The following is a 25,806-nucleotide window of genomic DNA, read 5'->3' on the forward strand; positions in this document are numbered from 1 at the left end:
AGCCCTCTAAGATTGTTTGTCTAAATAGCAGGTGTAACGTTTACCGTGCTTATTTATAAATGCCTCACATCGAAATCCACATTGCTGATAAAAACCGTAAGCCTCATCGTCTGTTTCAGCGCGAAGCGTTTGTATTGGAAAATGATTGAGTACATATATCAGCATGTTCTTACCTATTCCTTGGTTTCTATATGCTTCAATTACCGAAATATGTCTGATTATGGCAAAACTCTCCTCTAAATGAAGACCAATCACACCAACCAAGTCATTTTTTAAAAACGCCCCTATAAGATACTGGCCAAGTTGAGTATAAGATAGAAGTACCTGTTTCATTTTTTCAGGTGTTGGGCATCCAACGCTTGGTTTAAGGAGATTGGACAATCCTGGATAAGAAAGTGAAATCTCTTTACACTCAATCTTGAACTGCCGTTTTTTCCTAACCAACTCCATAAGTTCCATGGCAAGCGTATTGATGTTATCCTGCGAAGAATCGAGAATAATGCCACCCATCTCAACAGTTTTCTTTTTAAGAAATAGAGCCCAATTGTTCATAGGGACATCTGCTAACTCAGGCTGATTGCGAAGTACACTCAACCGATGCTCTCGTATGGCTTGCTCCGTATGCAAACAAATCAGTAAATAATTTTCTATACCCTGCTCTCTAAGTGGTACTAAAGCAAATTCTGGATTAAATTGCCCCTCTAGGAAAATCAGCTTTTTATCATGAATCTGACTTAAACGCTCAATCCAGCATCTTGTAGTGACCTCTTGCCATTTTTCGGTTGAGCCGTATTGTTGGATCATGTCATCAAAACTGGGAACACCAATGCTATCAAAAAAATGAGAAGAAATGATCTCCTGAGGATATTGCTGTTCGATTTCTTTAAGCAATGTTGTTTTTCCAACCCCAGATGCACCCGTAATGAGTACAATCAATGGCTGTAAAGATTCGCAGTCGCGCATCATTTCGACCCATTAGCGTTAAATTTTGTTTATTATAACTGATTTGTTTTGTTGTGATGGGATTGCCACTTTCCTGTGTTCAAAAATGGTTTTTATATGAACAGGCAAATTGGCACACCAACAACCATAATTATGACCGCCAATAAATTCAGACTTATGGATAAGCATTCCTTTCTTTTCCATTAAATCAGCAATTCTTCGATTAGCTTCAAATGTTGCGATAGATTGAGTAGAGCCATCTTCGAATTCTAAGTCTACCGGAATCGTTTCATAAGTACCAATATCAAAAATAAATTGCATATTAGGATTTTCTTTATGGTGTTGTTCAATCTTTTGTTCTAAATCAGTCAATTTTTGCATTTCCAAGGAAGGTGATAAAGCAATAGCATTGCCAAACACAGTTGGTTTGGTTAAAGCGGCATAAAAAGCAGCTAAGCCACTGGCACTTTGCCCAACAATCGTTATTAATCTTGCGTCTTGAGTGATATTTAATTGGTTTTTATCATGTAACATCGGAATAAAATCATGCCCTAAAAATGAGGTGAATGCGTCATTACAGTTGTATTCATGCATACGATGAATGCTTGAGTATTCCAGAAATACTGCAACACAAGGAGGAATACTTCCCTCTTGAATGAGCTTATCTAAAATAAGCGGTGCCGGCATGGGATTTAAATAATCACTACCATCTAAAAATAAAATCATAGGGTAAGGTGTTGCCTGTTTATCGTAATCAGGAGGCAAATAGACCCAATATTTTCGTATCGATTGCTCAGGATTTTCGTAATAGCCTGGAACATTTTTTAAACGAGTTTCCAAGAAGTTCAGCTCGAAAGAAAAAAATCGATGTTCTTTTTTACATCGCTCAGGATGTTCCTTTGCTTTATCTAAAGAACAATCAGTTACAAAAGTTGGTGCATTAGGTAGCTCAATAATGGATTCCTTGCCAAAAAATTCGCCGGGATTGTCATAATCCATATAATAGGTTATTTCCCGTTTATTTCTTGGATCAGTTTGAACGCAGCCTTGATTAAATAAGTGCATTAATAACATTTGTGATTCTTTGAATTTTCCTGTTGGAACGGGGTAGAGGCTTTTAGTATTTTCTTGTTCTGGGAATTCCTCTTTTGGGGTATCTTCATCAACAATGAGTACGTTATACGAAGAGCGAAAAGTGCGCGGCAATATCAAAGTTAAGTATCTAATATCAGTGTTTGGAATAGCTTTAAATTGACTCTGCAAAGAACAAGGTAATCCAGTAAATGTAGACCACAAATAAATTGTTTTTTTATCGCTTTCCTCTCTATATAAAAAAGTGACCAAACACTGCTCTGGCTGATTTGGAACATCTTCAATAATGGGTGTTTCAACCCTTTGCCAAATTTGATCGTTTTCTTCTGTAGAAGTCGCTACAGCTAATTCCTCAATAAGATGTTGTAAATAAGGTGAATCATATTTTGGCATAGATACTCCAGGAGAGTTAGCATTACATCATCCTATCCATTTTAGAGCCTTTTTAAAGAGATAGGTTTAGCTTTATGGTTGTTCATGATATAAAGCAATTAATTCTTTACTCGAAGAACATCCTAACGAATCCATTAATTTAGCAATAACTCCTTCGACTGTCCTATAAGAAACATGGGCTTCACGCGCAATTTCCTTAGCCGTTTTTCCTTGAGCCAACAACTTAAGGTATATGGCTTGTTGCTCAGATAAATCAACTTTCGTATGACATACTTTATGGTATAATGTGAAATCTTTTTTCTCCAAAATTGTTTTTTTGGGCAGCATTTTTTCATTTCCCAAAATAGCCTTCGCAATACAACGCGTATGCTCTTCTAATTTGCCATCATCACCATGAATAGTCAGTGTAGCCACTTCTTTATATAAACTATCGCGCTCGTCATGTAATTGATCAAAAAAATCACTCAAACTTGGTATAGGCAATAAATTTGCTGGATTGCGTGCAGTACGCTCGATTTGAACCGGAGTACTCACATCCAAAAATACAGTCATTTCATTTCGCAATAATTGACAATTTTTTAAAGCTAGAACAACACTGGAATCGGTAGTTACGACAATGTGCTCTTGCGTGCAAAGGGACTTTAATATGTCAAACTGACACTCATAAAAAACATCACTTCCGGGGCTTCCAAGTATTTCAGACAAATGTCGTCCAACATGAGATTCTAACCCTAAATCTGCATCGACAAATTGCCACCCTAAAGATTGCGCCACAGACTTAGCTAATAATCCTTTACCAGCACCATGATGACCAATAATAAAAATTCGTTGAGGTTGATTCATTCTTACTAATCTCCTAAATCCAAATGATATAATAATTATACAAATAGGCCATAAGATGCATCAATACGTAGAACTACGTGAGTATCGAATACGTGATTATTATTTTAATCTAACAGAAGAATTAGTTTTGGGAAAAATAGCAATGTTTTTCTCTTACAAGCATTCACTTGAGAAGATACTCATTGCTAAAATAACAAACAAATCATTGATAACAATTTCTACGAGTAAGTATTCTATGCCTAACTATCTGTATCTCACCTTACAATCCGAACGACTTCAGTTAATTCCTGTTTCACTAAAATATGCAGAAGATTTATGTAAAGAATTTACTGCTGAAATTACAGAGCACATGTGGCCAAGTGCTCCGAAAACACAAGAGGAAATTAATCAGCACATTTCTGAACAGCAAATTAAAATGCAAGCAGGCTCAGAAATCGCATTGGTCATCATCAATAAAGAGAACCAGAATTTTTTAGGATATGCTTGCCTACACCAAGCAAATACAAAGACACCTGAATTAGGCATTTGGTTAAAGAAAAGTGCTCATGGATTTCATTATGGTTTTGAAGCGATGAATTTATTAAAAACCTGGGCTGAAACTAATATGGTTTATGATTATCTAAAATATCCTGTTGTAAGACAAAATATCTCTAGCCGGAAAATTGCTGAAAAAATGGGTGGCATTATTGAAGATGAATACATTAAAGCAAGTGAGTCAGGCAAGTTGCTTGATGAAGTAGAATATCGATTTTATGGTGCAACAATGACGAATACACAATCCAAAATAAATATTACTGCAGCCTTAGTACGTGAGCTCATTACGCAACAATTTCCACAGTGGGGTCAGCTACCTATTCAAACTGTAAACAATAGCGGTTGGGACAATAGAACCTTTCATTTAGGTACAGAAATGCTCATTCGCATGCCCAGTAGCGCCGAATACGCAGGGCAAGTGGAAAAAGAACAAACATGGTTACCCAAATTAGCCCCACTTCTTCCTCTTCCCATACCCGCCCCACTTGCGATGGGAAAACCCAATGAACTGTATCCTTGGAAGTGGTCCATTAATCGTTGGCTTCCTGGGGAAACGGCAGCAGCTACTCCCATTAATGATTTATCTGAGTTTGCACATGATTTAGCTCTATTTCTTAAGGCGCTCCAAAGCATCAACTCAATGGGTGGACCTCTTGCGGGTCCTCAGAGTTTTTATCGCGGTGGTGATTTAGCAGTTTATGATTCAGAAACACGAAAAGCCATCGAAGATTTGAAGGACACTATAGATTTCCGTGCTGCAACAGAAATTTGGGAAAAAGCATTATCAACTTCTTGGCAGAATCCACCCCTTTGGGTGCATGGTGATGTCAGTGTTGGCAATTTGTTACTTTCTCAAGGAAAATTAAGTGCAGTTATCGATTTTGGCCAACTCGCCATCGGCGATCCTGCTTGCGATCTTGCTATTGCCTGGACATTATTTGAAGGAAAAAGTCGAAGCATTTTTTTAGAAACCCTGGAACTTGATCCAGACACTTGGGCACGAGGACGTACTTGGGCTTTATGGAAAGCAATGATGTATCTTGTTAACCAACAAACCGAGATGAATTTTGAAGCAAAAAGAGCATTACGCACGATTTATGAAGTGATCGAGGATCATAGACAATGATTATGAAGACTCCTCACATAGAATGGGCACTCAGTGCCTTAAACGATTCAGGATATCAACTTGAAACCTTGATACCCGAAATAATTCTCGATACAGCTTGGTCAGAAGTGTGTCGTTTTCAAACAAATTTTGGGTTGGTCTATTTGAAGAAAGTGCCTTCTGCATTGTCATTAGAAGCCAATGTCATTCAGCTATTGCAGAAACAATTCAATGCCCCTGTTCCGCAAATCATAGCTCATAATCAAGAACTTCACTGTTTTTTAATGCAAGATGCTGGCATTTCTTTGCATGAGGTCTTTAAACAGGAAGTTAAGCCCAATCTTTTAATTGATATGATGCATCATTACACAATGCTGCAAATAAACTCCGCAGATAAAATAAGCTTGTTTCTTGATTTAGGTGTCCCAGATTGGCGCCTGCAGCAATTGCCAAAACTTTATCAGCAATTACTATGTGAAGAAGAGCTATTGATTGGTGATGGATTAACCCGAGAAGAATTAAAACAATTAAAAAGTTTAGATGGTAAATTAAGAACTTTTTGTGAGCAATTAGCCAGTTTTAAAGTACCTGATACTTTTGGCCATGCAGATTTTCACGGTAAAAATATTTTAGTGAATCCCCATACTCATCAAACCACGATGATTGATTTAGGGGAAGTTGTTATTACTCATCCTTTTTTCTCATTCGTTAATTGTTTGTATCGAGTAACAGAATTTTTAAAATTATCAACCAGTCAATATAGGCAATTGCAGGAAGCTTGTTTTAAAAATTGGCTATCGATAGAGTCATCTGTGCATTTGTTTGAAATTATTGCAATTATTCAGCAGTGTTGGTCTATTCATGCGGTGTTGGGCGAGTATCGCCTAATTAAAAGCATCGACCCAATCGCATTAATAACATTGCGCCGACAAGGCCGATTTTCTGGAAAATTAAGAGCTTGGATAGATCATTAAGTCATTATTTATTGTCGAATGAGTCGGATATTTTTTCTATCAAAAGTATTATTTTTGCTGGAGCGATAGGGATTAATATCCAATCCTCCACGTCTGGTATAACGTCCATAAACTGTTAATACTTCAGGTTTACAATAATTCATAATATCCACAAAAATTCGCTCTATGCATTGCTCATGAAATTCATTATGGTTTCTATAGGAAACAAGGTATTTTAATAAGCCTTCCCTATCTATCTTTTTTCCTTTGTAAGCGATGTACACACTTCCCCAATCCGGTTGATTGGTGACTAAGCAATTTGATTTTAAAAGGTCAGAATACAACTGTTCTTCCACCACCACATCTTGAACACTAAGAAACGATGGCTCAACCAAATAGACAAAGCACTCGACATCGAGGTGATCAATGCACTCGCCCGTCAACATTTGTGATGCAGCGTATTGACTCGCTTGTTCCAAGGAATAAATTTTAACTAAAACTGGTGATTCAACACGTGCCTCCAAATCTTTTTTAATCGTATTCTCTAACTCATCAATACTTTTTATTTTGGTGTTATTGAATGAATTAAAATATAATTTTAATGACTTGGATTCGATGAGCTTTGGCGAGTTACAATCATAAAAAATTTCACCAATCCCGACCACCGGTTTTCCTTTCTCGTTGAGCCAGGAAACTTCATAATGATTCCAGCAATCAAAACCCACAAAAGGCGGATGAGCAGGATCAATGCCAATTTCTTGCCGCTTACCCGCTCTGGGGATAGGATAGAGCCGATTAGGATTGTAGGTGGAATCGTAGTCCGATTTTTTACCTAACTCTGATTCACTAGCTGCTTGATATTTTTTTAATACAGGATCGCTCATAGTATTTAACTCCAATATTTCAATAATTTTTGCACTACTTTGCCAATTGATTGGCTGGTTTATTTCCAATTGACTGGCAATGTAAGTTAACAAAGAGGCTGCTTCATTTATTTTATTAGCCTTTTCGCTCAATTCGCGTGCTTGAAGGCTCATTGATGCAGCCAGATTAAAGTTTGGATTCCCAATGATTTCTTTGATGGTAGATAAAGAAAATCCAAGGAATTTTAAAGTGATAATTTGTTGTAAAATGAGTAAATCAGCTTCAGAATACAAACGATAGCCAGAATCAGAGCGCTTTGTTGGTTTTAACAAACCTACTTCATCGTAGTATTGCAATGATCGAATTGAGAGAGAGGTCATTTGGCTGATTTCTTTAATTTGATAATAGTTCATAAGCATCATCTCCTTAATTGATGATTCTAAGCTATCACGCAACGTGAGGGTCAATACTTAATTAGTAATAAAGAATAAAGGAATTTTTTGTTTCATGTTAAAATGTGCGACTCTATAGTTGTATTTACCACATAGTGGCTATTATGAGCTCAGATTCTATTCAATTAAATCAAAATCATGGGGGACCGCTCCATTATCTGGGAAATAGGAACCTTACTCTTCCAGATTTGACAGGGCATATGTCCCCTGATACTAGCTGGTTGAATGAGCATTTCTCTGTATTATTGGCAAATAGTAAGGGCCAAAAATACAAGAAAGCCATTGAGCCTTTTGCAGGTTCTGCTTCTTGGAGTCTGGCTGCAATGGAGATTGGCGTTGCAGAAGAATATATTATCAATGACAGCAATAAAATTTTGATTAATACACTTCTTTTAATTAAAGATAACCCTGCTCTTGTCAAAACTTCTTATACTGCCTTAATAGAAAAATATGATGCCTCCCTATCGAAGAAAGATTTTTTCCTTGAAGTGATTGGGAATTACAACCAAACAACTGATGAAGAAAAAGCGTTACTGCTCCCTTTCATCATTAATCATTCATGGGGCGGAATCCTTTTTTATGATAAGGAATTGAATATTATCTATCGCGAAGGTGAACTCTTTGAAGGAAAAAATGCTAATCGATTTCTTGAGCATGCGAATTTGTCCCTAGAAATGTTCTTGAGTGAGATTGACCGAGTATCTAACCTTCTTAATGCGAATCAAGTTTCATTCAGAAGTGGTGATTTTATGGACGTGATTTCGATTGCGACACCTGGTGATTTTGTGGCACTGAATCCTCCTTATCCAGAGAATGAACATTCGACGCTTGAAAAAGCTGGGATGTATATTGAACTTTATTCGCCTGAAAAACTGCACCAGAATTTGGTGCAAATCATTCAACATCTTGAAAGCCAAGGTATTCATTACTACATGACTTATGGATTTTATAATCCAAAATTCAGAAACTATGTCTTAGCTAATGAAAACCAGCGGCCAATTAATTACTTTCGTGTCCTAGGCTATGAGCATTGTGCTTTTGGAATAGGTCTTGATCAGATGTATTTTACGTCCCAATTTTCAATTCCCAAAGGTATAAACATATTCAAAGCGGAGGGAGTTTTGGGTGCCCAGGATATAACGCCTGAAGAAGCACTCAAACAATTTAAGTTGCTTTCAAAAAAATGTTTTGCTGTTATTTACCGAGCTTTTATTAAGCCTGAGCTTGAGATGGAGTATCAAAAGGCCTGGCATCAGGTCGCTTCCTATTTTGTGCAATATCGCGGTGCATTAGGTTCTTGCCTGCATAAAACTAACGATGGTATGTGGCTTGCCTATTCTCGTTGGCCTGATAAAGCTACTCGAGATGCTTCTTGGCCAGGCGAAAATGCCCCATCTGAGATGTTACCCAATGAAATTAGAAAAGCGGTTATAACCATTCAAGAGTGTATTGATCAAACGCAAAAACTACCCGAAATTACTATGGAAGTTGTCAATGATTTATTGTATTCAAACTAATAGAAGATGTAACTCATGAATCAAGCGCAAATGAATTACCAACTAGAGCTTGTTATAGACGCTAAGCTACTAGAACAGCAAGATAAAATTATTCGTGATGGGATAGTAAATTTTAATGCTCCTTTTACAGGAACCAAACCAGAGCGTTACTCAATCTATGTGAAAGATAACGAGGGTATTATTATTGGCGGAGCTATTGTGTACGCTCATAAAAGCTCAATATATGTTGATGTCCTCTGGGTTAAGGAGGAATACCGTGGTCTTGGTATCGGTGCTGAACTATTGCACAGCGTTGAAGCCGAAGCAATTACACGAGGAATTCCAGCATCGACATTAGATACTTTTTCTTTTCAGGCAGAAAGATTTTATTTAAAACAAGGCTATCAGCATTTAGGCACAATTAAAAATTATTTAGAAGGGCATGATCGGATCTATTTTAGGAAGCAATTGTAGAGAGGAGAGCATATCCCCCATAAGAAAATATGCCTTGAAAAAAGAACAGAACAAACGAAGCATCTATTCTCCAAAGTTAAACTTTTATTGGAAATGCTCGTAAAAGTTCATAAACAAATTAGAAAGGAAAAGGAGGTAACTTATTCCTATCTTTAAGCCAAAATGGATGATGCCATTCTTCATAGATGGAAACAGGCATATTGCTTTGTTTAAATTCATCAAAAGATAAGTCGCAAAGAAACCATTTAAGGAATTCCGCGCAAGTTTCCGGGCTTATTAATTGACCGGACTGATAAGCCTCATCAAACATTTTATGTAAATGAAATGAAGTTGTTTCTCTTAAAATTTTTTGAATTCTTGTATCCACCTCCCCTGGAATAACACAAGACACACCAATATTTTTCTCTGCTAGCTCTTTTCTCACAATAGCAGTTACTTCATCCAAACCCGCTTTGCTGGCACAGTATGTTGAGCTTTCTTTAAGTTTCAGAGTCGCTGCTCTTGATGTAACAAATAAAATCCGAGACTTCTCAGGCATCTGCGCGGCAAGTAGTGCTGTAAGTTTCATTGGAGCTAATAAATTAACCTGAAAAACTTCGTCAATACTGTCACAATCGTATTCGGTCAACGGACGTGGAGGACTTTTCATTCCTGCATTTTGAACTAAAAGATGAAGCGGTATTCCAGAATCATTAATAATTTTAGCAACCTGTTCGATATCACTATTGCGAGTAAAATCCGATTGAATGGGAACAAAACGAGAATATAGCGCTTTAGTATCCTCTAAGCTGCTTACATCCCGCCCTGTTCCATAGACAACCCAGCCGTCACCTAAAAGAATTTTAGCAAGTTCAAGACCAATTCCATGGCTGGCTCCGGTCACTAATGCAGCTTTATTATTGTTGATGTTCGTCATGAAGCATTCCTTGAAACTTAAGTTACGTTCGTGCGGTATGGTAATCAAAGTTGGCGAAAGTTAAAAGGTTATTCCTAATTCATGTGTTACTAATTGAATTAATTCTGGAATACTTGCCTTGACTTGAATAATAGTAGATAAAACCTGAAGCACCTGCTCAATACCAATGCCCTGCTGCTCTTTATCAGAACTAAAAGAACGGTTTATATTATATACTAGCCAATTGATCCAATTGCCAAGAACACCATAAAAAGCAGCTTCCAAATGATCCTGATTTATTGTTATTCCAGAAGACGCATATGTATTTAGCATTTTTATAAATAAAGTTTTATTAAACAGCGGAGTAGTAATTCCACTCCAATCAAGAGCACAATTGACTATTTCATAAGTGGGATTAAGTTTTCGCGCAGACTCCCAATCAATGAGAAATGGAGTATCATTTTTATCCCATAAAACATTTTTTTGATCCAAATCACCATGGCTTACTACACTACTACTTTGTAGAATAGGTATTGTTTTTTGATAGATATCGTTAAGCTCAATTATAACTCGTTGATTACTTTTTAATTGCTCCTTAAACACCAAATTTTTGCTTGCTGACTGGTCTATTAACACACTAATTTTTTCATTGGGATGAATATCAAATTCTTGAGCACTTAGCTGGGGAACATTAAGATTAATAGGATGAATTTCAGCCAAAAGAGTGGCTATTTTAAGCGCATGCATCTCAGATATAGCGTCTTTATCCAATGCTTTTGCTGTTATCCAAGGATAAACAAGAAAGGCCTCATCTTCTGAAAGGATTAAGTAATTATTTTCTAATTTTAGAGCATGAACTGCGGGAATAGTACGCTGGGAAAATTGGAAAGCTATCTGTTCTGTCAATTCATATTGGGATTTAACTTCTTCAGTCAATTGGATGCTGCTATTGAGTTGTTTTACAGCAAACTGCGAGCCATTGCACTTCAGATACCACATTTTATGTAAAAGACCGCCATAGACTCTTTGAGGCAAGTCAAAAGGTTGGTTCATCTTTAATTTTTTACAGATTGTTTCTAGTTGACTTCTATTCACTATGAGCCGCCTTAAGAATGCCTTGTGTCTCTGACTCTTCATTAAAAAATTTAACAAAAAATGTTTTGCTTAACTTGGGATTTTTTTTATTGATTCTCGTAAATTCCGGCATAAAACCGCACTTTTTATAAAACTCTGGAGCTTGAAAAGCACTGGTCACCAAATTGATATTATTAAAGCCCTGACCTTTGAAGTGATGTTCAAGAGCAAGTAATAACTGTTTGCCATATCCTTTACCACGATAAGCACTGTCTACCCAAATATCATCCACATAAATTTCTGCAAACGCAGTAAAGGCATTAAGCGCACCAAAAATTTCTCCATGGGCAGAAGAAATGGTCACTGAAAAACGTCGATAATTGACGTCAATACCATGCTGAGCCTCATAGGCAATAAATCCATTTGTCATTCGTTTTTCCGTAGCTTCATCAAGTTCATCAACAAATTGGATTTGATATTCTTTCTTGCTTTCTAAAGGCTTGCTGCATTCATGTGCTGTACTATCAAAACGAAAAATAACTCGTTGTGGTTGATGCGGATCATAATTGATTGTTTTAATTTCTTCCTGGAAATTGCCCATTGTAATTTTTGAAATAGTTTTGCGCCAAAAACTAAGCCCTCGCTTATTTTCTGGAATCACAGAAACCTCCCATAAGCCTGGATGCATTTTCCATAATTCAGAGGAAACTAAATAACCTAAACCTTTGCCTTGAAACTTAGCAGTAATAAAAAACTCGCCCATATTCCATGCAGTATAAGGGTAAACTCCTTCGTGATTTAATAGAGCAAAACCAGCTAATTCATTACCAACTTTAATCAGAAAGGCTTTTCTTGTCGGCTCTTCAAAGTATTTTTTAAAATCGAAGCTTTCATACAGGCCATCGGAAGGCAAAGCCCAATCATCTGAAATAAAACCACAGTCACGCGAGAGTTCATATACATAAAATCGTGCCATGTTTTGGATGGTAGGATAATCATCTAATGTTGCTGTCTCAACTTTTAAAGCAGAGTGTAATTCTTTGATGTTCACAGCATTTTCCTTAAATACAGTTTCGCCATATGACCTTCATTCTGATATCCAAGCGATTTGTAAAAATCATGGGAGCCCTCTTTCGCTCGCCTAAGTCCAGATGTCAAATCAATGATACAGGGACTAAACTTTCTGGCAAATTCCTCAACAGTAATCATAAGCTTTTTACCTATTCCTTGATTACGATATCCTTGGTCGACCACAAGGCCTTCAATATGAAATCTTGTTATTTCGGAAACAAAAAGATAACTCTTAGACCAAGCAATCCAACCAACAACTTTTCCAGCAATTTCCGCAAGAAGGACACCGTAATGCAGTTCACTAGTAAATAGCTCTAGTCGTCTTTGCAACTCCTTAGACGATTGCGGATAACCCAATTGCTCCATTAAAGGGTGAAGATGTTGAGCATCATCAATTAATGCTTTGCGGATAATCAGTTCAGAAGGCACTTTATGCCTCCAGATTAACTCTATCCCCGGATAGATTAGGAGATGAAATCACCAAAAAAGAAACCAAATTTCCAGAACTATTTTTCACTTTATGGGTTATCCCTGCTTTAATACTTATTCCTTCCTGTTCCTGTAACATCTGTTCATAGTCTTCAAACTCAATAACCAATTGTCCTTGCAAACAATAAAAAAATTGTTCTGTTTCCTGATGATAATGTTTTACCTCAAAACTGCCTGAGGGCATCGTTTCATAAAGAACGTTAAACTGACCATCATTTTTTAACCACCATGCATCACAATTTTGTCCCCACTTAAAATGAGGCGCATTGTTTATTGAGACAACCTCTTCTCTCACCGAAGATTCTGATACAGGCAGTTTTGGTTTTTGACTTAAGCTCGAGACTGAATCACCATTTAAGAGTCCGATTTCTCTTGTTGCCTGAAATTCTTTCCGCAAAAAATAGAATATAGAGTTTTTCTGAAACCCATGCCGTTCAAACTCAAGTTCAAATCCTAATTTTTTATAAAATTCTATTGCTTCCCAATCCATAGTATTAACTGTTGCAAAAGCACAATCTTTTTCATTGCCATACCTCAATGCCGCTTGCATGAGCTTTGTTCCCCATCCTTGATGTCTGATGGACTCACTCACCCAAAGATTATCGATATGAAGACCTCCATAGAGGGTTCCACCACTACAACCACCAATAATGCTATTATCTGCATCACGAATAAAGCATGCAAAGAAATCTAAGGATTCGAATCCTCTTTGTTGTTTGGCGTACTCCTTAATTCCATTTGTTAATATTTGAACATCATCAGGGTTTGGATTTTCTAAAAACGATAATTTTAAAGTCATCTCATTTATTCCACTGTAGGAGGCCAGGCACCATGCTCCACATAACTTGCCTCATCACTGCCTGACCAAGGTGGCATAGTAACGCAAATAAACACCAAATCTGCTGCATCACTTCGATATTGAAAATGTGTTCCCAAGGGAATATCGATGCTGACTCCAGCAGTTAAAGGGGTAATGCTCTCTTCATCGTTCAACTTACGCCAAATAGTTCCTTCCCCAGAAAGGACATGCCAAAATTCAGATACAGTTTTATGACGAACTGCTTTGGAAATTGTGCCTGCCTTCAAAGTACAGTGAGCCATTCCACCTAAATGATTATTCATCAGCAATCGAACCTCAGCTCCTGCTGGTGAAGTGTGTTGATATTCTTTGGGTATTTCTTGTGTATTCATTTATGCCTCTATTAAACCAATGCTCTCATCAGTTTTATCAAGTGGTTATTTCTTCATTTTTAATTTTGAATCGTAACGCAAGTAGTATCTGCATCTAAAGTAACTACTTTGCCAATTGGAAGAATGCAATTTTGCTTACCATGTCCATAGGAAAACTCTTTAATACAAGGGACTTTTAATTTAGAAGCCCATTCATTGATTACATCTTCTACCGTACCATCGCTCTGATTCGACTTCTTACTTTTACATTGTTCAAATGTACCAAAAATAACGCCGGAAACTTCATCAAAAACTCCTGCTAAATCTAATTGTGAGAACATGCCATCAATATTATAGGGCTCGACGCCAACATCTTCTACCAACAAAATACTTCCTTTAAAAGTAGGCATGTAAGGCGTGCCCATTAAATTAGTCATAAGGGTTAAATTGCCACCAAGAAGAGTACCTCGGCTAACGCCTCCATGAACCTTTATTCCTTTGCGAATTGTGTACTCTTGGCCTAACAAAGAAGAAAATAATGTTTTTTTAACTTGGGTACTTAAATGAATGGTCAAAGTAAACCCTGTATAACTTACTAAGCCAGTGTTTTTAAATAGGCCTAATTGCAACGCTGTAGTATCACTAAACCCGAATAATGGTTTTGGGTTTTTCTTAATCAATTCATAATCTAAGAAAGGTAAAAGTCGTTGCGAACCTTGTCCTCCTCGGGTTGCAATAATTGCTTTCACTTCTGAGTCTATAAAGAAATCCATCACATCTTGTGCACGGTCACGGTCTTTACCAGCTAAAAATCGTTCTGATCCAAACATATGCTTTGCATACTTTACATTAAATCCATTCGACTTTAATAAATGAACTCCTACTTCTATTGCTTTTTCCGTAATAGGACTCGAGGGAGAAATAAGCCCCACGATATCTCCTCTTTGCAGTGGTTCTGGACATAGAATATTCATTTATTACCTCAATTATTTTCTGCACTCAAAAACAATACTTTCGTCTGTTTCATTAGGCGATGCGCTTCGGTCAAATGCTTTAACCGTTCGTACATTGCTAAAACCAACCTCATTGAGCAAATTGAGCAAGAAAGAAGTGTCTTGATAAATTCGAATTTTGTATTCCTCAACCTCTGTTTGAATTATACGGTTGTTATCAATCAGTTCATATTTACCTATAGAGTAACAAATCTCCTCATCGAGCATAACTAATTGGCTGAGTAGGATGATTGTGCCATCTTCTTTTGGCCATCTTGTGCCTCTCCATATACCTAATTCATTAGGAACCGCATGAAGTGTTTCTACTTCAAATACAAAAAGTCCTTTATCTTCCATATGTTCATAAATGGTTTTTAAGGCTTTTTGAATATCAATCTTTTCTGTGATGAGACCAAATGAACCGCTGGGTATAAAAATTAAAGAATATTTATCGGTTTGCTTTAAATCTTCAATAAAACCATGCCAGGCTTTTGGCTTAAGATTTTTGCTCTTTGCTTTTGCATGCAGTCGTTCTAGCATTGGCTGACTTGCGTCAAAGCCATGAACATCAAATCCTTCTTCAGCCAAAGGCAGTAAAAATCGACCTGTGCCGCACATAGGCTCTAAAATCAAGCCTTTAGCCTCTGCGGCATAGCTTCGATAGAATGAGTATTCATCTTGTGGTGCATTAGGTTTACTTAAATCATATACTTCAGTACAAAGGCTCTGATAAGTTTCCAGTTTTTTCATGGGTTCCTCATTGAAATCCAATACCATTAAATATTCGTCATAGAAGGTACCATTAATTTTAAGTGCTTTAGGTTCGGTACCATAAATTCGAAATCCTTGCTTTTGATAAAAAGCGCAGGCCACAAAATTACTTACTACACAGGTTAGGTGCAATTGAGTGACGCAGGTCCTTGCATGCTGTATCAGGGTTTGAATTAATGCTGTTGCAATACCTTTTCCTCTGTATTCAAGACGAGTATACATACCCCAAAGTACACCTCGGTGTTTGGTTTTAAGTGAAATAAGCGTATAGAATCCAACACAAGACACCAATAAATCGTCAACAAAGACACCCAATACATATCCTTTACTTAATCCATGTTGAAAATCAGCATCGGACATAAGCACTTCCTCTTCATAAGAAGAGCCAAAGCTTTCAGGTGAATTCTTTAGCGCTTCTAATCGAAATGATTTCCATAGTTCCCAGTCTTCTTGCATTACCCTTTTTATCTTCATAAACTGATCTCCATCACCGTTACAGGATGAGATTTAAATTCATCCATACCGATTTTTTTCCACCCAAGGCGCCTATAATACTCAGGTATGGTAGGATCAAGAGCAAACAAGTACAGTTTTTCAAAGCCAAGTTCTTTTGCTTTCTCGACTGCGGCATCAACTAATATTTTTCCGATCCCCTGTTTTTGATATTTTGGATCAACCACCAAATCACCAATCCACGGCCCTAAATCTGGTCGAATATCTTCGTTTAATTGCAAAGTACAAGAACCTACAGGAATTTCATCGTATAGCGCAATGTAAGTAAAAGGCATCTCTTGGTTCAGCTCTTCGTAATACAAAGATTCAATTTCTTCAATTCCGATCTCTGGCATCCAGATTTTACCTAAAACTTCATGCCAAATCTTAGCAAGCTTTGGAATACAGTCTGAATATTGTTTTAGGTAGGCTATTGTTATCATCATAATACCTGTAAAAATGGATTATTCCTCGCACTCGTGGCAAGGCGTTCCTTGATGAAACACCATTTGCCAACGATTGTGTTTGTATTGCCAGAGCGAAGAACGTAAAGAACTTTTTGAGGCAACAGTAACCTTATAAGTTGCCAACATGACTTCAGGCGACACCTCTAAAACTGAAAAATCATTAACCATATAGCTTCGTTGCTCTTCTTCTGGAAGAGAATCAAGTAGGTCGTTCTTATTGTAAATTGAGCCAGAGGCCCCATACTCGATAAATTCATCAGCAATCAATAGTTTCAGTTGCGCAATAGATTTTCTCGTTTCCGACCTTAATAGAGAAATTTCTAGCTCATAAATCAATTGGTGTTCTTGTTTCATAGCGATTTTCTCATCAAATAAACGTTGAAATCCAAAAAACAATTATGCTCTGTCATGGATATGACAAAATACCCAAGCTGTTCATAAAAAGATCTTGCCTGAAATTCGGCCGTCTCAATGGTAATCACTTGGCAATTCTTTTGTTTTGCAAAAATTTCCAGTTTTTCCATGAGATTTCGTCCTAATCCTTTTTGTCTAAAATCCGGATGAACCCAAATGCAATCGACATAGCAATTGGCTCGAGTGACATCCCCATAACAACCTGCTAAAACGGTCCTTTTGTCGATAGATTTTATGTAGATGGTAAAGGGAGTATGATTGTAAGCACCAATCATTTCTTCATTGTAGATCTTTAAGCCGTCAGATAAAATGGCAGTGATTTCTTGGTTGGTTCGTTCTTCGAAACAAATCTCATAGTCATTGTTCTTGGCTAAAATTATAAGCTCTGGTATTTTTGCATCTTCTGGTGCATCGGAATGATAACCGCTCCAAAGAATACCTCCATAAGGTTGTAGTATTTTTTCAACCAACTTTTTTAAATGAGTTGAATCACCTTCCTTATAAACTCGATTAAAACTTTCAGAAAACTCCCTGGCTAAATTGGGATTTTCTTGATGCAAATAGCGAATGATTGATTTACCATTGGCGCACCATTTATTTTGAGCTCTAAAATAAAATTGAGACAATGCTTCAAAAAGCCATGAGGCTGAGGCAATTTGTTCTTCATAAGACTTAGGAGATAAAATATCTTCTAAGACATCCGTAATTAAAAAACGCTCTTTATCAATTTGATTTTTATCCCAAGAAAGAGGTCCGCGCTTTAAGTAAAGATGGGCCTCCTCTCTAATCCCGTTTGAAAAATCGCTAGCTGGCATCATATCTTTTCCCGACAAAATCATTTGAATGGTTCCTGAAATACCGGAATTTATTCTCGATTCTTCAAAAAAATAACGAATGGATTCTCTGTCGTGTACAAAAGCATCAATAGGCCAACCTTCATAAACAAAGGCTTCACGATAAACTCTGATTAATTTTTCATAGACGATTACGAGATCTAAATCTGAGACTTGGGTTTCTTCCCCTTGAGAAACCGAACCGGCCCAAAAAACAGCACGTGCTTCTGAGTAACGTTCATGAATTAACTTTTGAATTGTTTCTTGAGGTGAGCAACGCATGTAATCTGTTTCCTTTTTTTTCGCTAAAATCACCTGATTTCCAGGTTGATCTATTTTATTTGATCAGTCATTTCGACATTACCATCAATCGGTAAATCTTTTTCGCATTTTTTACTTTGTACTTTTTCTTCTTTTGCAACAACGACGTGACGGTGATTTGGCAGAAGTTGGGCATTCAATTCTTGCAATGCAGAACCAATAATTCCTTTTTGTGGCTTTTTATAACGATAATACAACCATCCTTTCTGTTCTAACCATAAGCAGAACCGATTAAAAACATATGCGGTAAACAGAATCCCAATCAGATAAATAAATAATCTCATAATTCTCACTATTTCATTAATTTTCGCCAAACTCAAAAAAGTCTGGCGAGTTAAAAACCATCATTGATGTGTTTCTAGTGCTTTACTTATCCAAGCTGATGCTTCTGCATTGAACAGTAATTTAATATGCCATGGCTTTATCATCTCCTGAGGAGGCGGCATTGTTTTTAAGGCTTTTACTTCATGCTCTTGTCGCGAAATTTCTTGCCATAATAAAATACCGATTAAGTAATCTCTATTTCCTGCAGCTAAATAATTATCGATTAAGTCTTTCCATTCTTGAGCAAGCCTTTTCCCATGCTCTCCTTCAGGTGGAGAGTTCATGTTATCGATGATTTGGTTGTACAGATTATTCCAACGCTTCAATGAATAGGCCATCATCGCACGCGACAACCAATAAGCACCTTCCGGGGTGATTTCCAATTGGGTTAGTCTCCCAGATTGTATGCTTTCCAAAAGACTGGCTCCCAATTTGACTTGCTCAGTAAAAAATTTCTTCATTTTTTTTGATAAATCTTCCATAACAGCAGCAATTCGCTCACCATCTGGTCCTTCAGGATCACCTACCTTTTGTTGGTTCATTTCCTCAATAATAGAATCTCTAAGTGCAAATTCTTCAGGAAATTGCTCGTAAAGAAACAAGTAGTCTTCAAATTGAGAAACAGTTAATTGTTTTCCAGCCCACGTTTTTTTCAATTTATCTCGTAGATTTTCTGTCATTTTATACCCCTCTATGAGTAACAACAAATCTTGCCAATTAGGAAACATTGATGCAGAACGGCTTTTTAGAATTTCTTCAAGCACTTGATTCACTTTCAGTAAATCTTCACTTTGCTTTCTGATTACTTGGTGTTGTGCTTGCAGGTGAGCATAAACGTTGGAATGTTTTTGCAGAATATCCTTTATTTTGCTTAATGAAAAACCAAAATACTTCAAAGCAATAATCTGCTGTAACTTTGCCAAATCCGGCTCGGTGTAACAGCGGTAACCATTGGGCTCAAGATAAGAGGGTTGTAACAAACCTATTTTGTCATAATGCCGCAACATGCGAACCGATGTCTGAGTTAACTCACTGATTTCTTTTATATGCCATTTTGTCATCATGTCTCCTCCCAAGATTGAGAATAGGGCATGACACTATGTTAGGGTCAATAGTCAAATTCAAAACCTGTTATCCAATGAGTTTTTTACCAAATAATGGTGTAAGCACCATTTGCATCATTCCATGATGCCACTCATCGAGTGGCTTTACTCCTGATGCTGTTTCCGGAATCTGTCAATAAAAATGAATTATTCCGTCTTGTCTAGGCGTGCCTTCTTAAGCACTCATTTATCGAATAATTAAATATTCTTTTATTATTCTTGTTCAAATGCAGTATAAAATTTGAGAAAAGATGTTTCAGGCCAACAACGTTTTAATTCAGCTAACATGGCTTGAGCCATCGCTCGTAAGTAGGGTAAATGTTGATAAGCATTGCTACTATCTATAAATGCTTGCAACCTCGATAAAACCCTAGGTCTAACCCAGTTATCTTCTTCATTCCATAAAGAATCCTTCGGTACAGGACCTGAAGGTCCAATCCTATCTTTTTCCCAAGTTGAATTAATAAAAGGTATCGTTTGTTGTAAAAGCCAAAAACCGCAGGCATAGGTATAAGCTTGATTGTATTGTTTATCATCAGTTGCTTCTGAAATCGTTTGTTTGAGTTCCTCCCTATAGATTTGTTCCATATGCTCAATAACATCCGTAGGAATGGCTTTAGCACACCAGCACGTTGGCATACTCATTCGCAAATAAGTCCCATCTAACAAAGCATTACGCACAACACACCATTCAAAATCAATAAGCTGCAAATCTTTAGTTTCTGCATGATCAAATACATTATCAGGACAAATGTCCCCATGAGTCAGAACAGTAAAAGATCCGGGCTTTATTACATATTCAATTAAAGATTTCGCTTCTTCAATGCATTCATGAGTTAAAGTTAAGCCTAAATTTTTATTTGCCAATCCCAGTTTCGGTAATAAATCATTCAATGCGAAATTAAGCTCATCATCAACCGTTTCCGCCTCAGGATGAATCATTTGCAAAATTTGTTCATAAAGCCCGGTATTTCCAAAACTTGCTGCATGAAAACTTCCCAAGGCTTTCATAAAACGGGTCAATGCAGCAATAGCTTTTTTGCGATCAGCTACAGTAAGTGAATCGACTAAACTAACATGCTGAACTCCTAAATCTTCAATCAGAATAAATCGATACTCTTTACTTCCACCAAAAAACTTTGGGACATTATGCTTGTTTTGCTTAATCTCAGAGGCAAATTCAAGACCTGCCCAATCCCTTGCAAATCGTGCATAAGCTTCCTCATCATTAGCATCGGTGTCTTCTCGTAAAGATTGTTTTAAAATAATACTTTCAGGGATTTCTTTCGTTTGGCTTGATAAAAAGAGTCTTACTATGCAATTTCTCCGTTCAGGCTCACTTAAAAACTGAGTGGAAATTATCTTAACCTCTGCATCAAATCTCTTATTTAATATATAGGTGATTTTATCAAGAAGATTAGAATCAAGAATTCTGTGTTCATTTATGGAGCTTGCTTTCATCTTTTAAACCTAAGTTGGGATCAAGGAGCTTTATTTCTATGCGTTCTTTTCCGCTGCCAATATTAACCCTTTTTAGGGCAATGAATCCAACTTCCGCGGTTGATTGTACATGTGTTCCACCACAAGAAACCTTACAAAATCCTTCAATCTCCCAATAACGTCTTTGACTCTTCTCATCAGAAAACCCAGTGCGAATAAGCATATCTTTTGCAATAATTTGATTGTATTCAAACAAAAGAGAGTCAAAAATATCCGAGATATTGTGCTGATAGCTAAAGTCGATTCTAGCCTTATGTTCAGCAATATGCGCACCTATTTTTTCAATGGGAAGCATTCTTTGAACAAGCTCTAAGATTAATTCAGCAGCAAAATGAAGACGCATCAATTTGTAACGACGAACAAAATCGATTTCCATAAGGACAACATCTCCTTCAGAAAGTCCATGCCCCGAAGGTAACGTATAATAAATCAAGTGATTTTCTATTTCAGAATGAGTGACCATCAGGCCATTCACGAGAACTGTATCACTTTCTTGACCACCGGAAAACGAAAAACCAATAGCCTCTGCAAAAAGTAGTCGATTCTCATTTACCGACACCACCTTAGTCATTAATTGGCATTGATAGGGATTATCCCAAAATAGTTTTTGCATAACTTACTCTCTAATCTTTACCACTATCCCATTGGTTAGCTGCTTAAGTGTTTCAGGAGACAATGAAAATACGGCATTGGGCGTTCCGGCTGCGGCCCAAAGGACTTCATGGCATAACAAATCTTCATCGATAAGAACCGTATTAATAACATTTTTGTGGCCAACTGGAGGGACCCCACCAATCGCAAAACCAGTTATTTCTCGTGTAAAATCTGCATCAGCCTTCCCAATAGATTCATTGATGAGATTCCCAATCAGGCTCTCATTCACACGATTAACACCACTTGCTAATACCAATATCGGCTTGTTGGTTTTTTCAGTGCAAAATAATAGTGACTTCACAATTTGAGCAACACCACAACCCAAAGTATCAGCAGCATCTTTTGCAGTGCGTGTGCTCGAATCAAGTTCCTTGATCTCACACGATAGACCCTTTTGAGATAAAAAATCCTGTATGATTTGCGCGCTTTTACTTAAATTTTTACCTTTATTCATCATGATCACTTACTTATCATCGCCACAAAGAACACTTTCTAGTAAGCTCTGTTACCACATCCCAATCCCCAAATAAAACAATGCCATAGTAAATCAGATCGTTCTCTTTAACCTCTGCCGTTCTTTCAATTTGCTCTTGATAGGTACCCACAGTCATCGTATCGGTAAAATCATTAAAAAAAACATTTTTTGCTAAAGCATTCTGGCGTAATGTTCTAATTTTGTTGGAGTTCTCACAAAGAATGATAAAAGGTATTTCTGAAATATAAGGGTGAGATCCTCCATCTGCATCTCGATAATCGGTTAAACGCAGTTCTTCTTCACCAATTACGGAACCTAAACCAATACACATATGAGCAAGCGCATTCATCACTTTTCCTGGCTCAATACGCTTATTAAGTACCGCAACCAGTTTGTTTTTAAAAGGGTGTTCAACCATACAGTCCTCCACAATTTACTTCACAATTCGTGCGTTATAACGCATAATAAACCAGTATATACTCGTGCGCTAAAACGCACAAGCTTTTTATTAAGAGACATCATGCAAGAAATTTCAAAACGTATTGCAAAAACATTAAAATCATTAAGACAAGAACGAGGTTGGAGTTTAGAAAAAACAGCGCTTGAAACCGGCGTTTCTAAAGCGATGCTCGGGCAAATTGAACGAGAAGAATCAAGTCCAACGATTTCTACCTTATGGAAAATTGCGAGCGGCTTTCAAGCCTCCTTTTCTTCGTTTATTGAAGACAGTCTGGATAATTCAACCAATCCTGCTTATAGGGCGGGACATGCTGAAACCTTGCATCCAGATGATGAAAAAATACGAGTACTGCCTCTATTTCCTTTTGATGAGCAGTTACATTTTGAATTGTTTGTTATTGAGTTATTGCCCGAATGTGAACATCTTTCACCTCCACATAAACATGGAGTCATTGAGCATGTCATTGTTGTGGATGGAACCATTGAGCTTTTGTTAGGCGGGAGCTGGAAAACACTTTCTAAAGGAGAAGGGCTTCGTTTTAATGCCAATCAACCGCATGGCTACCGGAATCCAACCAATGAACTATCGCGCATCCATGATATTATTCATTACCCACCCCAATATAAATCGCCTTAATCGATTATGGTACATAAAACAAAGGCGTTAATGCCATAGTTTTTAAGTCATGAAGCCACTCATTGCGTGGCTTTCCTCCTGGCGCTGTTTCTTCAAACCAGTTGTATTTACACCAAAGGTAGATATCCAAGCTTTTCATTTGCGAAAAATGATTCATTTCTTTTAATTCGTCTGAACTCAATGGCCGGATTTGCCTATACCCTTCTATAAACCATTCAAACAAGGGTTTCCAGAGAGGCCATGGCTTATTGCATAAGTCCAAAAAAGGTTTAGCGATATCGGCAAGATACCAATGATAAACTGGCTCATCAAAATCAATCAGATGAACGCTCTCACCATCATAAAGCACATTCCCAGGACGATGGTCCCCATGGGTTAGGCCAAAATGTGCTGAGTTTTTTGAAAAAGTTTTGAAGCGTGTCGTGATGGTTTGGTATAAATCCTGGATCAGAGCCTCTTCTTGACGCGCATAATCCCAAGTTTCACGCCACAAATCTTCCCAAGTTAAAAAATGATGTTCCGATGCAACATAACTTTGCGAGGCTTGATGCAATAGACCTAGGGCGCGGCCCCATGTTAGATAAGCTTTTTTATCTGGATAATCAAAATTCATGATTTGCCCTGGCACCTCACGGCAAACATGAACAAAAAATTCCAAATCATCTTGGTGTACCGTTTCGACATCATTTCCTTCTTGGGATACAACCGGTTCACAAATAGGAACTTGATGCAAATATAAATGCTTCTGAAAATCAATGGCACTCAAAAGTTCATGAGCTTTTCGTATTTTTTCATGCGTCATGCGAAGGTAAAAGCCTTGGTTCTTAGATTCAAATCGATAAACACAGTTAATTTGATTATTGATAAGCTTAAGATGGGTAGGGTTTTTTACCCACTTATTAGCAGCACGATTCGCAGTTTCATCCGTAATTTTTTTTAATGTGGTCTCCCAAATCATTCTTGAATACTCTTGTTTTTCAAATAATCAGCCCTAGATAATCGATAAAGCACATGCCGTTTCAAGGGACTGTTTTGCTCCAATTTGGGATGGTCAAAATCATCCTTTGGGTTATGTTGTAAACCAATTTTTTCCATAACACGTTTCGAAGCTAGATTATTTACTGCTGTAAATGAAACTACTTCGGGAAGATTTAAAGAGGTAAATGCATAATGCAAAACCGCTTTTGCTCCCTCCGTAGCATAACCCTGATTCCAATGCGTTGAGGAAAGTCTCCAGCCAATTTCAACAGCGGGGGTAAAGTGTGCTTCAAAAGAAGGTGTCATTAATCCTAAAAATCCTATCATTTCCCCAGTATTTTTTAGTTCAACAGCATACAAAGAAAATCCCTTCTCTTTATAATGTGCAATAATCCGCTCAATGCCTGCTTTTGTAGCACTCCTGTTCCCTATTCCTGGTAAAAATTGGCATACCTTTTTATCTTGATCAATAAGTGACATAGGATCAAGATCAGCTTCTCTCCAAGTACGTAAAATCAGACGGGAAGTTTCAAGAATATTCATAGGAGCCTCTATAAGAAAGCATGTTTATCATGAGTAGGTAATTAGCGTCTTCACTGTATTGCGTGGGAAGAAAACCAGCCTTTTGATAGCACGCAATGGCTTGCTCGTTTCCAATTTGTGGATCAACCACAACGGCTTTAAATTTGTAGAGTTGTTCGGCAATAAAACGCCTTATAATTTGTCTGCCCAACCCTACTCCACGAAACGATGGCTCTGCAATAAAAAGGTCGATACCAGCCAATTGTTCAGGTGTTGCCTCGTCAAACAAGGAAGCATTATTTCCTGAAATTCCTTCGGGTAAATGGTCGGAAAGACAGTAATATTGAATAAAACCAATTGGTTTTTGATTCAAATAAATAATAAAACTTGGAACTGGATCAATGCCTTCAATTCTGGGCAAGTACTTAGTAACAATATCTTCTAAAGAAAACTGCTGATTTCGTGCATAACCTTGTTTCACCGTAGGCTCTGCAAACCATTGGGTCATTAAGTTCAAATCTCTTTGGCTCAATGGTTTAAATTCCAGATTCTGATTTTTACTGCCATAAATTAAGGAAGTCCAATCCAAAATACGACGCGCTGACTCCTCTGCTGAAAGGAGGCTCACATCTAGAGTCATTTCATACGGCTCTTTGCTAAAATAAACGTCTTCTTCAAACAGTCTTTTTGTAATGAGTGCCTCATCCTGTGTTTTAAAATAGCCTTTTCGATCTGAATATTTTAAACGTTTAACAAGCTCTGCATCATTACAAATCAATCGGATAGGAACAAACATAGCTTCCCGTTTTTGAGCAACGGTTTGTACTTGATTAAAAAACTCCTGATGCCAAGAATTATTTGCTAAGAGCTCATAGGTAATAACAAAGCTCATTTCTTTAGAACAAACCTCAATCATAGTGTCAAAAATAACATCACGGGCCTTGTTAAGCGCTGCCCATCCTTTATCATCAAGAGACCAAAATACTTGAGCATCGTTACCTAGAAGTTTTAGAACCG

General features: G+C 37.3%; 29 protein-coding genes and 1 pseudogene. 5 read left to right on the plus strand and 25 right to left on the minus strand.

The window, feature by feature from the left end:
• Positions 1–6: 6 nt before the first annotated feature.
• The 3 genes from Lstg_RS16110 to Lstg_RS16120 form a co-directional block, all read right to left on the minus strand.
• Positions 7–966 carry a GNAT family N-acetyltransferase gene (locus Lstg_RS16110; protein WP_058478626.1) on the minus strand — a complete coding sequence of 320 codons (960 nt, stop codon included), beginning with the start codon at positions 964–966 and terminating at the stop codon, positions 7–9.
• Between the two features lie 15 nt (positions 967–981).
• Positions 982–2,427, minus strand: coding sequence for an alpha/beta hydrolase (locus Lstg_RS16115; RefSeq protein WP_058478627.1), 1,446 nt, complete (start codon positions 2,425–2,427; stop codon positions 982–984).
• Between the two features lie 72 nt (positions 2,428–2,499).
• Positions 2,500–3,270, minus strand: coding sequence for a shikimate kinase (locus Lstg_RS16120; RefSeq protein WP_058478628.1), 771 nt, complete (start codon positions 3,268–3,270; stop codon positions 2,500–2,502).
• Between the two features lie 55 nt (positions 3,271–3,325).
• Here Lstg_RS16120 and Lstg_RS16125 point away from each other — a divergent pair, with 55 nt between their 5' ends.
• Positions 3,326–4,930 carry a GNAT family N-acetyltransferase gene (locus Lstg_RS16125; protein WP_238585461.1) on the plus strand — a complete coding sequence of 535 codons (1,605 nt, stop codon included), beginning with the start codon at positions 3,326–3,328 and terminating at the stop codon, positions 4,928–4,930.
• Positions 4,927–5,883: an aminoglycoside phosphotransferase family protein gene (locus Lstg_RS16130; RefSeq protein ID WP_238585462.1), complete on the plus strand. Its 957-nt coding sequence runs from the start codon at positions 4,927–4,929 to the stop codon at positions 5,881–5,883. The genes Lstg_RS16125 and Lstg_RS16130 overlap by 4 nt, the downstream gene beginning before the upstream one ends.
• 8 nt (positions 5,884–5,891) lie before the next feature.
• Here Lstg_RS16130 and queF read toward each other — a convergent pair whose 3' ends face one another.
• Entirely contained in the window at positions 5,892–7,148 is a 1,257-nt protein-coding gene (gene queF / locus Lstg_RS16135) for an NADPH-dependent 7-cyano-7-deazaguanine reductase QueF (RefSeq protein ID WP_420798094.1), read from the minus strand.
• 134 nt (positions 7,149–7,282) lie between these two features.
• Here queF and Lstg_RS17610 point away from each other — a divergent pair, with 134 nt between their 5' ends.
• On the plus strand, positions 7,283–8,695 hold the full coding sequence (locus Lstg_RS17610) for a DNA adenine methylase (RefSeq protein ID WP_082650876.1): 1,413 nt from the start codon (positions 7,283–7,285) through the stop codon (positions 8,693–8,695).
• Positions 8,696–8,710: 15 nt separating this feature from the next.
• Complete coding sequence (locus Lstg_RS16145) at positions 8,711–9,148, plus strand: GNAT family N-acetyltransferase (protein ID WP_058478629.1); 438 nt, start codon at positions 8,711–8,713, stop codon at positions 9,146–9,148.
• A 118-nt stretch (positions 9,149–9,266) separates the two neighbouring features.
• On the opposite strand, the gene Lstg_RS16150 is transcribed toward Lstg_RS16145, so the two are convergent.
• The 18 genes and pseudogenes from Lstg_RS16150 to Lstg_RS16230 all read right to left on the minus strand — a co-directional run bounded on the left by Lstg_RS16150 (position 9,267) and on the right by Lstg_RS16230 (position 22,611).
• Positions 9,267–10,064 carry an SDR family oxidoreductase gene (locus Lstg_RS16150; protein ID WP_082650877.1) on the minus strand — a complete coding sequence of 266 codons (798 nt, stop codon included), beginning with the start codon at positions 10,062–10,064 and terminating at the stop codon, positions 9,267–9,269.
• 60 nt (positions 10,065–10,124) lie between these two features.
• Positions 10,125–11,138, minus strand: a complete 1,014-nt coding sequence (locus Lstg_RS16155) for an aminoglycoside phosphotransferase family protein (protein ID WP_058478630.1) — start codon at positions 11,136–11,138, stop codon at positions 10,125–10,127.
• Positions 11,131–12,168, minus strand: a complete 1,038-nt coding sequence (locus Lstg_RS16160) for a GNAT family N-acetyltransferase (RefSeq protein ID WP_058478631.1) — start codon at positions 12,166–12,168, stop codon at positions 11,131–11,133. Before Lstg_RS16160 ends, Lstg_RS16155 begins: the two co-directional genes overlap by 8 nt.
• Entirely contained in the window at positions 12,165–12,617 is a 453-nt protein-coding gene (locus Lstg_RS16165) for a GNAT family N-acetyltransferase (protein WP_080443927.1), read from the minus strand. The genes Lstg_RS16160 and Lstg_RS16165 overlap by 4 nt, the downstream gene beginning before the upstream one ends.
• Position 12,618: 1 nt before the next feature.
• Positions 12,619–13,476: a GNAT family N-acetyltransferase gene (locus Lstg_RS16170; protein ID WP_058478632.1), complete on the minus strand. Its 858-nt coding sequence runs from the start codon at positions 13,474–13,476 to the stop codon at positions 12,619–12,621.
• 5 nt (positions 13,477–13,481) lie between these two features.
• Positions 13,482–13,868 (minus strand): cupin domain-containing protein, encoded by a 387-nt coding sequence (locus Lstg_RS16175; RefSeq protein ID WP_058453043.1) that lies wholly within the window; start codon positions 13,866–13,868, stop codon positions 13,482–13,484.
• Positions 13,869–13,927: 59 nt separating this feature from the next.
• The gene (locus Lstg_RS16180) at positions 13,928–14,821 is read right to left on the minus strand and encodes a S66 peptidase family protein (RefSeq protein ID WP_058478633.1); all 894 of its coding nucleotides are present in this window, start codon (positions 14,819–14,821) and stop codon (positions 13,928–13,930) included.
• Positions 14,822–14,833: 12 nt separating this feature from the next.
• Positions 14,834–15,589 (minus strand): class I SAM-dependent DNA methyltransferase, encoded by a 756-nt coding sequence (locus Lstg_RS18050; RefSeq protein WP_058478661.1) that lies wholly within the window; start codon positions 15,587–15,589, stop codon positions 14,834–14,836.
• A gap of 42 nt (positions 15,590–15,631) precedes the next feature.
• A pseudogene (locus Lstg_RS18055) lies at positions 15,632–16,084 on the minus strand (N-acetyltransferase family protein); the annotation flags it as partial.
• A complete protein-coding gene (locus Lstg_RS16190) occupies positions 16,081–16,545 on the minus strand; it encodes a GNAT family N-acetyltransferase (RefSeq protein WP_058478634.1) in 465 nt (154 codons plus the stop codon). The gene Lstg_RS16190 and the pseudogene Lstg_RS18055, both read right to left, overlap by 4 nt.
• A 21-nt stretch (positions 16,546–16,566) precedes the next feature.
• Positions 16,567–16,923: a nuclear transport factor 2 family protein gene (locus Lstg_RS16195; protein WP_011212577.1), complete on the minus strand. Its 357-nt coding sequence runs from the start codon at positions 16,921–16,923 to the stop codon at positions 16,567–16,569.
• Complete coding sequence (locus tag Lstg_RS16200; protein ID WP_082650883.1) at positions 16,920–18,098, minus strand: GNAT family N-acetyltransferase; 1,179 nt, start codon at positions 18,096–18,098, stop codon at positions 16,920–16,922. The genes Lstg_RS16195 and Lstg_RS16200 overlap by 4 nt, the downstream gene beginning before the upstream one ends.
• Before the next feature lie 50 nt (positions 18,099–18,148).
• Positions 18,149–18,421 (minus strand): hypothetical protein, encoded by a 273-nt coding sequence (locus Lstg_RS16205; RefSeq protein WP_058453040.1) that lies wholly within the window; start codon positions 18,419–18,421, stop codon positions 18,149–18,151.
• 60 nt (positions 18,422–18,481) lie between these two features.
• Positions 18,482–19,525 carry a MerR family transcriptional regulator gene (locus Lstg_RS16210; protein WP_082650879.1) on the minus strand — a complete coding sequence of 348 codons (1,044 nt, stop codon included), beginning with the start codon at positions 19,523–19,525 and terminating at the stop codon, positions 18,482–18,484.
• 252 nt (positions 19,526–19,777) lie between these two features.
• Complete coding sequence (locus Lstg_RS16215) at positions 19,778–21,025, minus strand: phosphotransferase (protein ID WP_058478637.1); 1,248 nt, start codon at positions 21,023–21,025, stop codon at positions 19,778–19,780.
• The gene (locus Lstg_RS16220) at positions 21,003–21,677 is read right to left on the minus strand and encodes an alanyl-tRNA editing protein (RefSeq protein WP_058478638.1); all 675 of its coding nucleotides are present in this window, start codon (positions 21,675–21,677) and stop codon (positions 21,003–21,005) included. Before Lstg_RS16220 ends, Lstg_RS16215 begins: the two co-directional genes overlap by 23 nt.
• 3 nt (positions 21,678–21,680) lie before the next feature.
• Positions 21,681–22,172, minus strand: a complete 492-nt coding sequence (locus Lstg_RS16225) for a YbaK/EbsC family protein (RefSeq protein ID WP_058478639.1) — start codon at positions 22,170–22,172, stop codon at positions 21,681–21,683.
• Between the two features lie 16 nt (positions 22,173–22,188).
• Positions 22,189–22,611, minus strand: a complete 423-nt coding sequence (locus Lstg_RS16230; protein WP_058478640.1) for a DUF2000 domain-containing protein — start codon at positions 22,609–22,611, stop codon at positions 22,189–22,191.
• A 102-nt stretch (positions 22,612–22,713) separates the two neighbouring features.
• Here Lstg_RS16230 and Lstg_RS16235 point away from each other — a divergent pair, with 102 nt between their 5' ends.
• Positions 22,714–23,289: a helix-turn-helix domain-containing protein gene (locus Lstg_RS16235; RefSeq protein WP_058478641.1), complete on the plus strand. Its 576-nt coding sequence runs from the start codon at positions 22,714–22,716 to the stop codon at positions 23,287–23,289.
• Between the two features lie 4 nt (positions 23,290–23,293).
• Here Lstg_RS16235 and Lstg_RS16240 read toward each other — a convergent pair whose 3' ends face one another.
• The 3 genes from Lstg_RS16240 to Lstg_RS18060 form a co-directional block, all read right to left on the minus strand.
• Positions 23,294–24,247, minus strand: a complete 954-nt coding sequence (locus Lstg_RS16240) for a phosphotransferase enzyme family protein (protein WP_058478642.1) — start codon at positions 24,245–24,247, stop codon at positions 23,294–23,296.
• Entirely contained in the window at positions 24,244–24,810 is a 567-nt protein-coding gene (locus Lstg_RS16245) for a GNAT family N-acetyltransferase (protein ID WP_058478643.1), read from the minus strand. The genes Lstg_RS16240 and Lstg_RS16245 overlap by 4 nt, the downstream gene beginning before the upstream one ends.
• A partial coding sequence (locus tag Lstg_RS18060) for a GNAT family N-acetyltransferase (protein WP_238585463.1) occupies positions 24,797–25,806 on the minus strand: 1,010 nt, incomplete at its 5' end. The genes Lstg_RS16245 and Lstg_RS18060, both read right to left, overlap by 14 nt.

The organism is Legionella steigerwaltii, assembly GCF_001468065.1.
GTDB lineage: Bacteria > Pseudomonadota > Gammaproteobacteria > Legionellales > Legionellaceae > Legionella > Legionella steigerwaltii.

Bases quoted from the DNA above. Each gene is read 5' to 3' on its own strand.
- Lstg_RS17610 (WP_082650876.1), top strand. From the start codon at position 7,283: ATGAGCTCAGATTCTATTCAATTAAATCAAAATCATGGGGGACCGCTC.
- Lstg_RS16110 (WP_058478626.1), bottom strand. From the start codon at position 966: ATGATGCGCGACTGCGAATCTTTACAGCCATTGATTGTACTCATTACG.
- Lstg_RS16225 (WP_058478639.1), bottom strand. From the start codon at position 22,172: ATGAATAAAGGTAAAAATTTAAGTAAAAGCGCGCAAATCATACAGGAT.
- Lstg_RS16180 (WP_058478633.1), bottom strand. From the start codon at position 14,821: ATGAATATTCTATGTCCAGAACCACTGCAAAGAGGAGATATCGTGGGG.
- Lstg_RS16130 (WP_238585462.1), top strand. From the start codon at position 4,927: ATGATTATGAAGACTCCTCACATAGAATGGGCACTCAGTGCCTTAAAC.
- Lstg_RS16210 (WP_082650879.1), bottom strand. From the start codon at position 19,525: ATGATGACAAAATGGCATATAAAAGAAATCAGTGAGTTAACTCAGACA.
- Lstg_RS16205 (WP_058453040.1), bottom strand. From the start codon at position 18,421: ATGAGATTATTTATTTATCTGATTGGGATTCTGTTTACCGCATATGTT.
- Lstg_RS16200 (WP_082650883.1), bottom strand. From the start codon at position 18,098: ATGCGTTGCTCACCTCAAGAAACAATTCAAAAGTTAATTCATGAACGT.
- Lstg_RS16235 (WP_058478641.1), top strand. From the start codon at position 22,714: ATGCAAGAAATTTCAAAACGTATTGCAAAAACATTAAAATCATTAAGA.
- Lstg_RS16120 (WP_058478628.1), bottom strand. From the start codon at position 3,270: ATGAATCAACCTCAACGAATTTTTATTATTGGTCATCATGGTGCTGGT.
- Lstg_RS18050 (WP_058478661.1), bottom strand. From the start codon at position 15,589: ATGAAAAAACTGGAAACTTATCAGAGCCTTTGTACTGAAGTATATGAT.
- Lstg_RS16150 (WP_082650877.1), bottom strand. From the start codon at position 10,064: ATGACGAACATCAACAATAATAAAGCTGCATTAGTGACCGGAGCCAGC.
- Lstg_RS16245 (WP_058478643.1), bottom strand. From the start codon at position 24,810: ATGAATATTCTTGAAACTTCCCGTCTGATTTTACGTACTTGGAGAGAA.
- Lstg_RS16175 (WP_058453043.1), bottom strand. From the start codon at position 13,868: ATGAATACACAAGAAATACCCAAAGAATATCAACACACTTCACCAGCA.
- Lstg_RS16145 (WP_058478629.1), top strand. From the start codon at position 8,711: ATGAATCAAGCGCAAATGAATTACCAACTAGAGCTTGTTATAGACGCT.
- Lstg_RS16230 (WP_058478640.1), bottom strand. From the start codon at position 22,611: ATGGTTGAACACCCTTTTAAAAACAAACTGGTTGCGGTACTTAATAAG.
- Lstg_RS16195 (WP_011212577.1), bottom strand. From the start codon at position 16,923: ATGAAACAAGAACACCAATTGATTTATGAGCTAGAAATTTCTCTATTA.
- Lstg_RS16220 (WP_058478638.1), bottom strand. From the start codon at position 21,677: ATGCAAAAACTATTTTGGGATAATCCCTATCAATGCCAATTAATGACT.
- Lstg_RS16115 (WP_058478627.1), bottom strand. From the start codon at position 2,427: ATGCCAAAATATGATTCACCTTATTTACAACATCTTATTGAGGAATTA.
- Lstg_RS16125 (WP_238585461.1), top strand. From the start codon at position 3,326: ATGCATCAATACGTAGAACTACGTGAGTATCGAATACGTGATTATTAT.
- Lstg_RS16190 (WP_058478634.1), bottom strand. From the start codon at position 16,545: ATGATAACAATAGCCTACCTAAAACAATATTCAGACTGTATTCCAAAG.
- Lstg_RS16240 (WP_058478642.1), bottom strand. From the start codon at position 24,247: ATGATTTGGGAGACCACATTAAAAAAAATTACGGATGAAACTGCGAAT.
- Lstg_RS16215 (WP_058478637.1), bottom strand. From the start codon at position 21,025: ATGAAAGCAAGCTCCATAAATGAACACAGAATTCTTGATTCTAATCTT.
- Lstg_RS16170 (WP_058478632.1), bottom strand. From the start codon at position 13,476: ATGACTTTAAAATTATCGTTTTTAGAAAATCCAAACCCTGATGATGTT.
- queF (WP_420798094.1), bottom strand. From the start codon at position 7,148: ATGATGCTTATGAACTATTATCAAATTAAAGAAATCAGCCAAATGACC.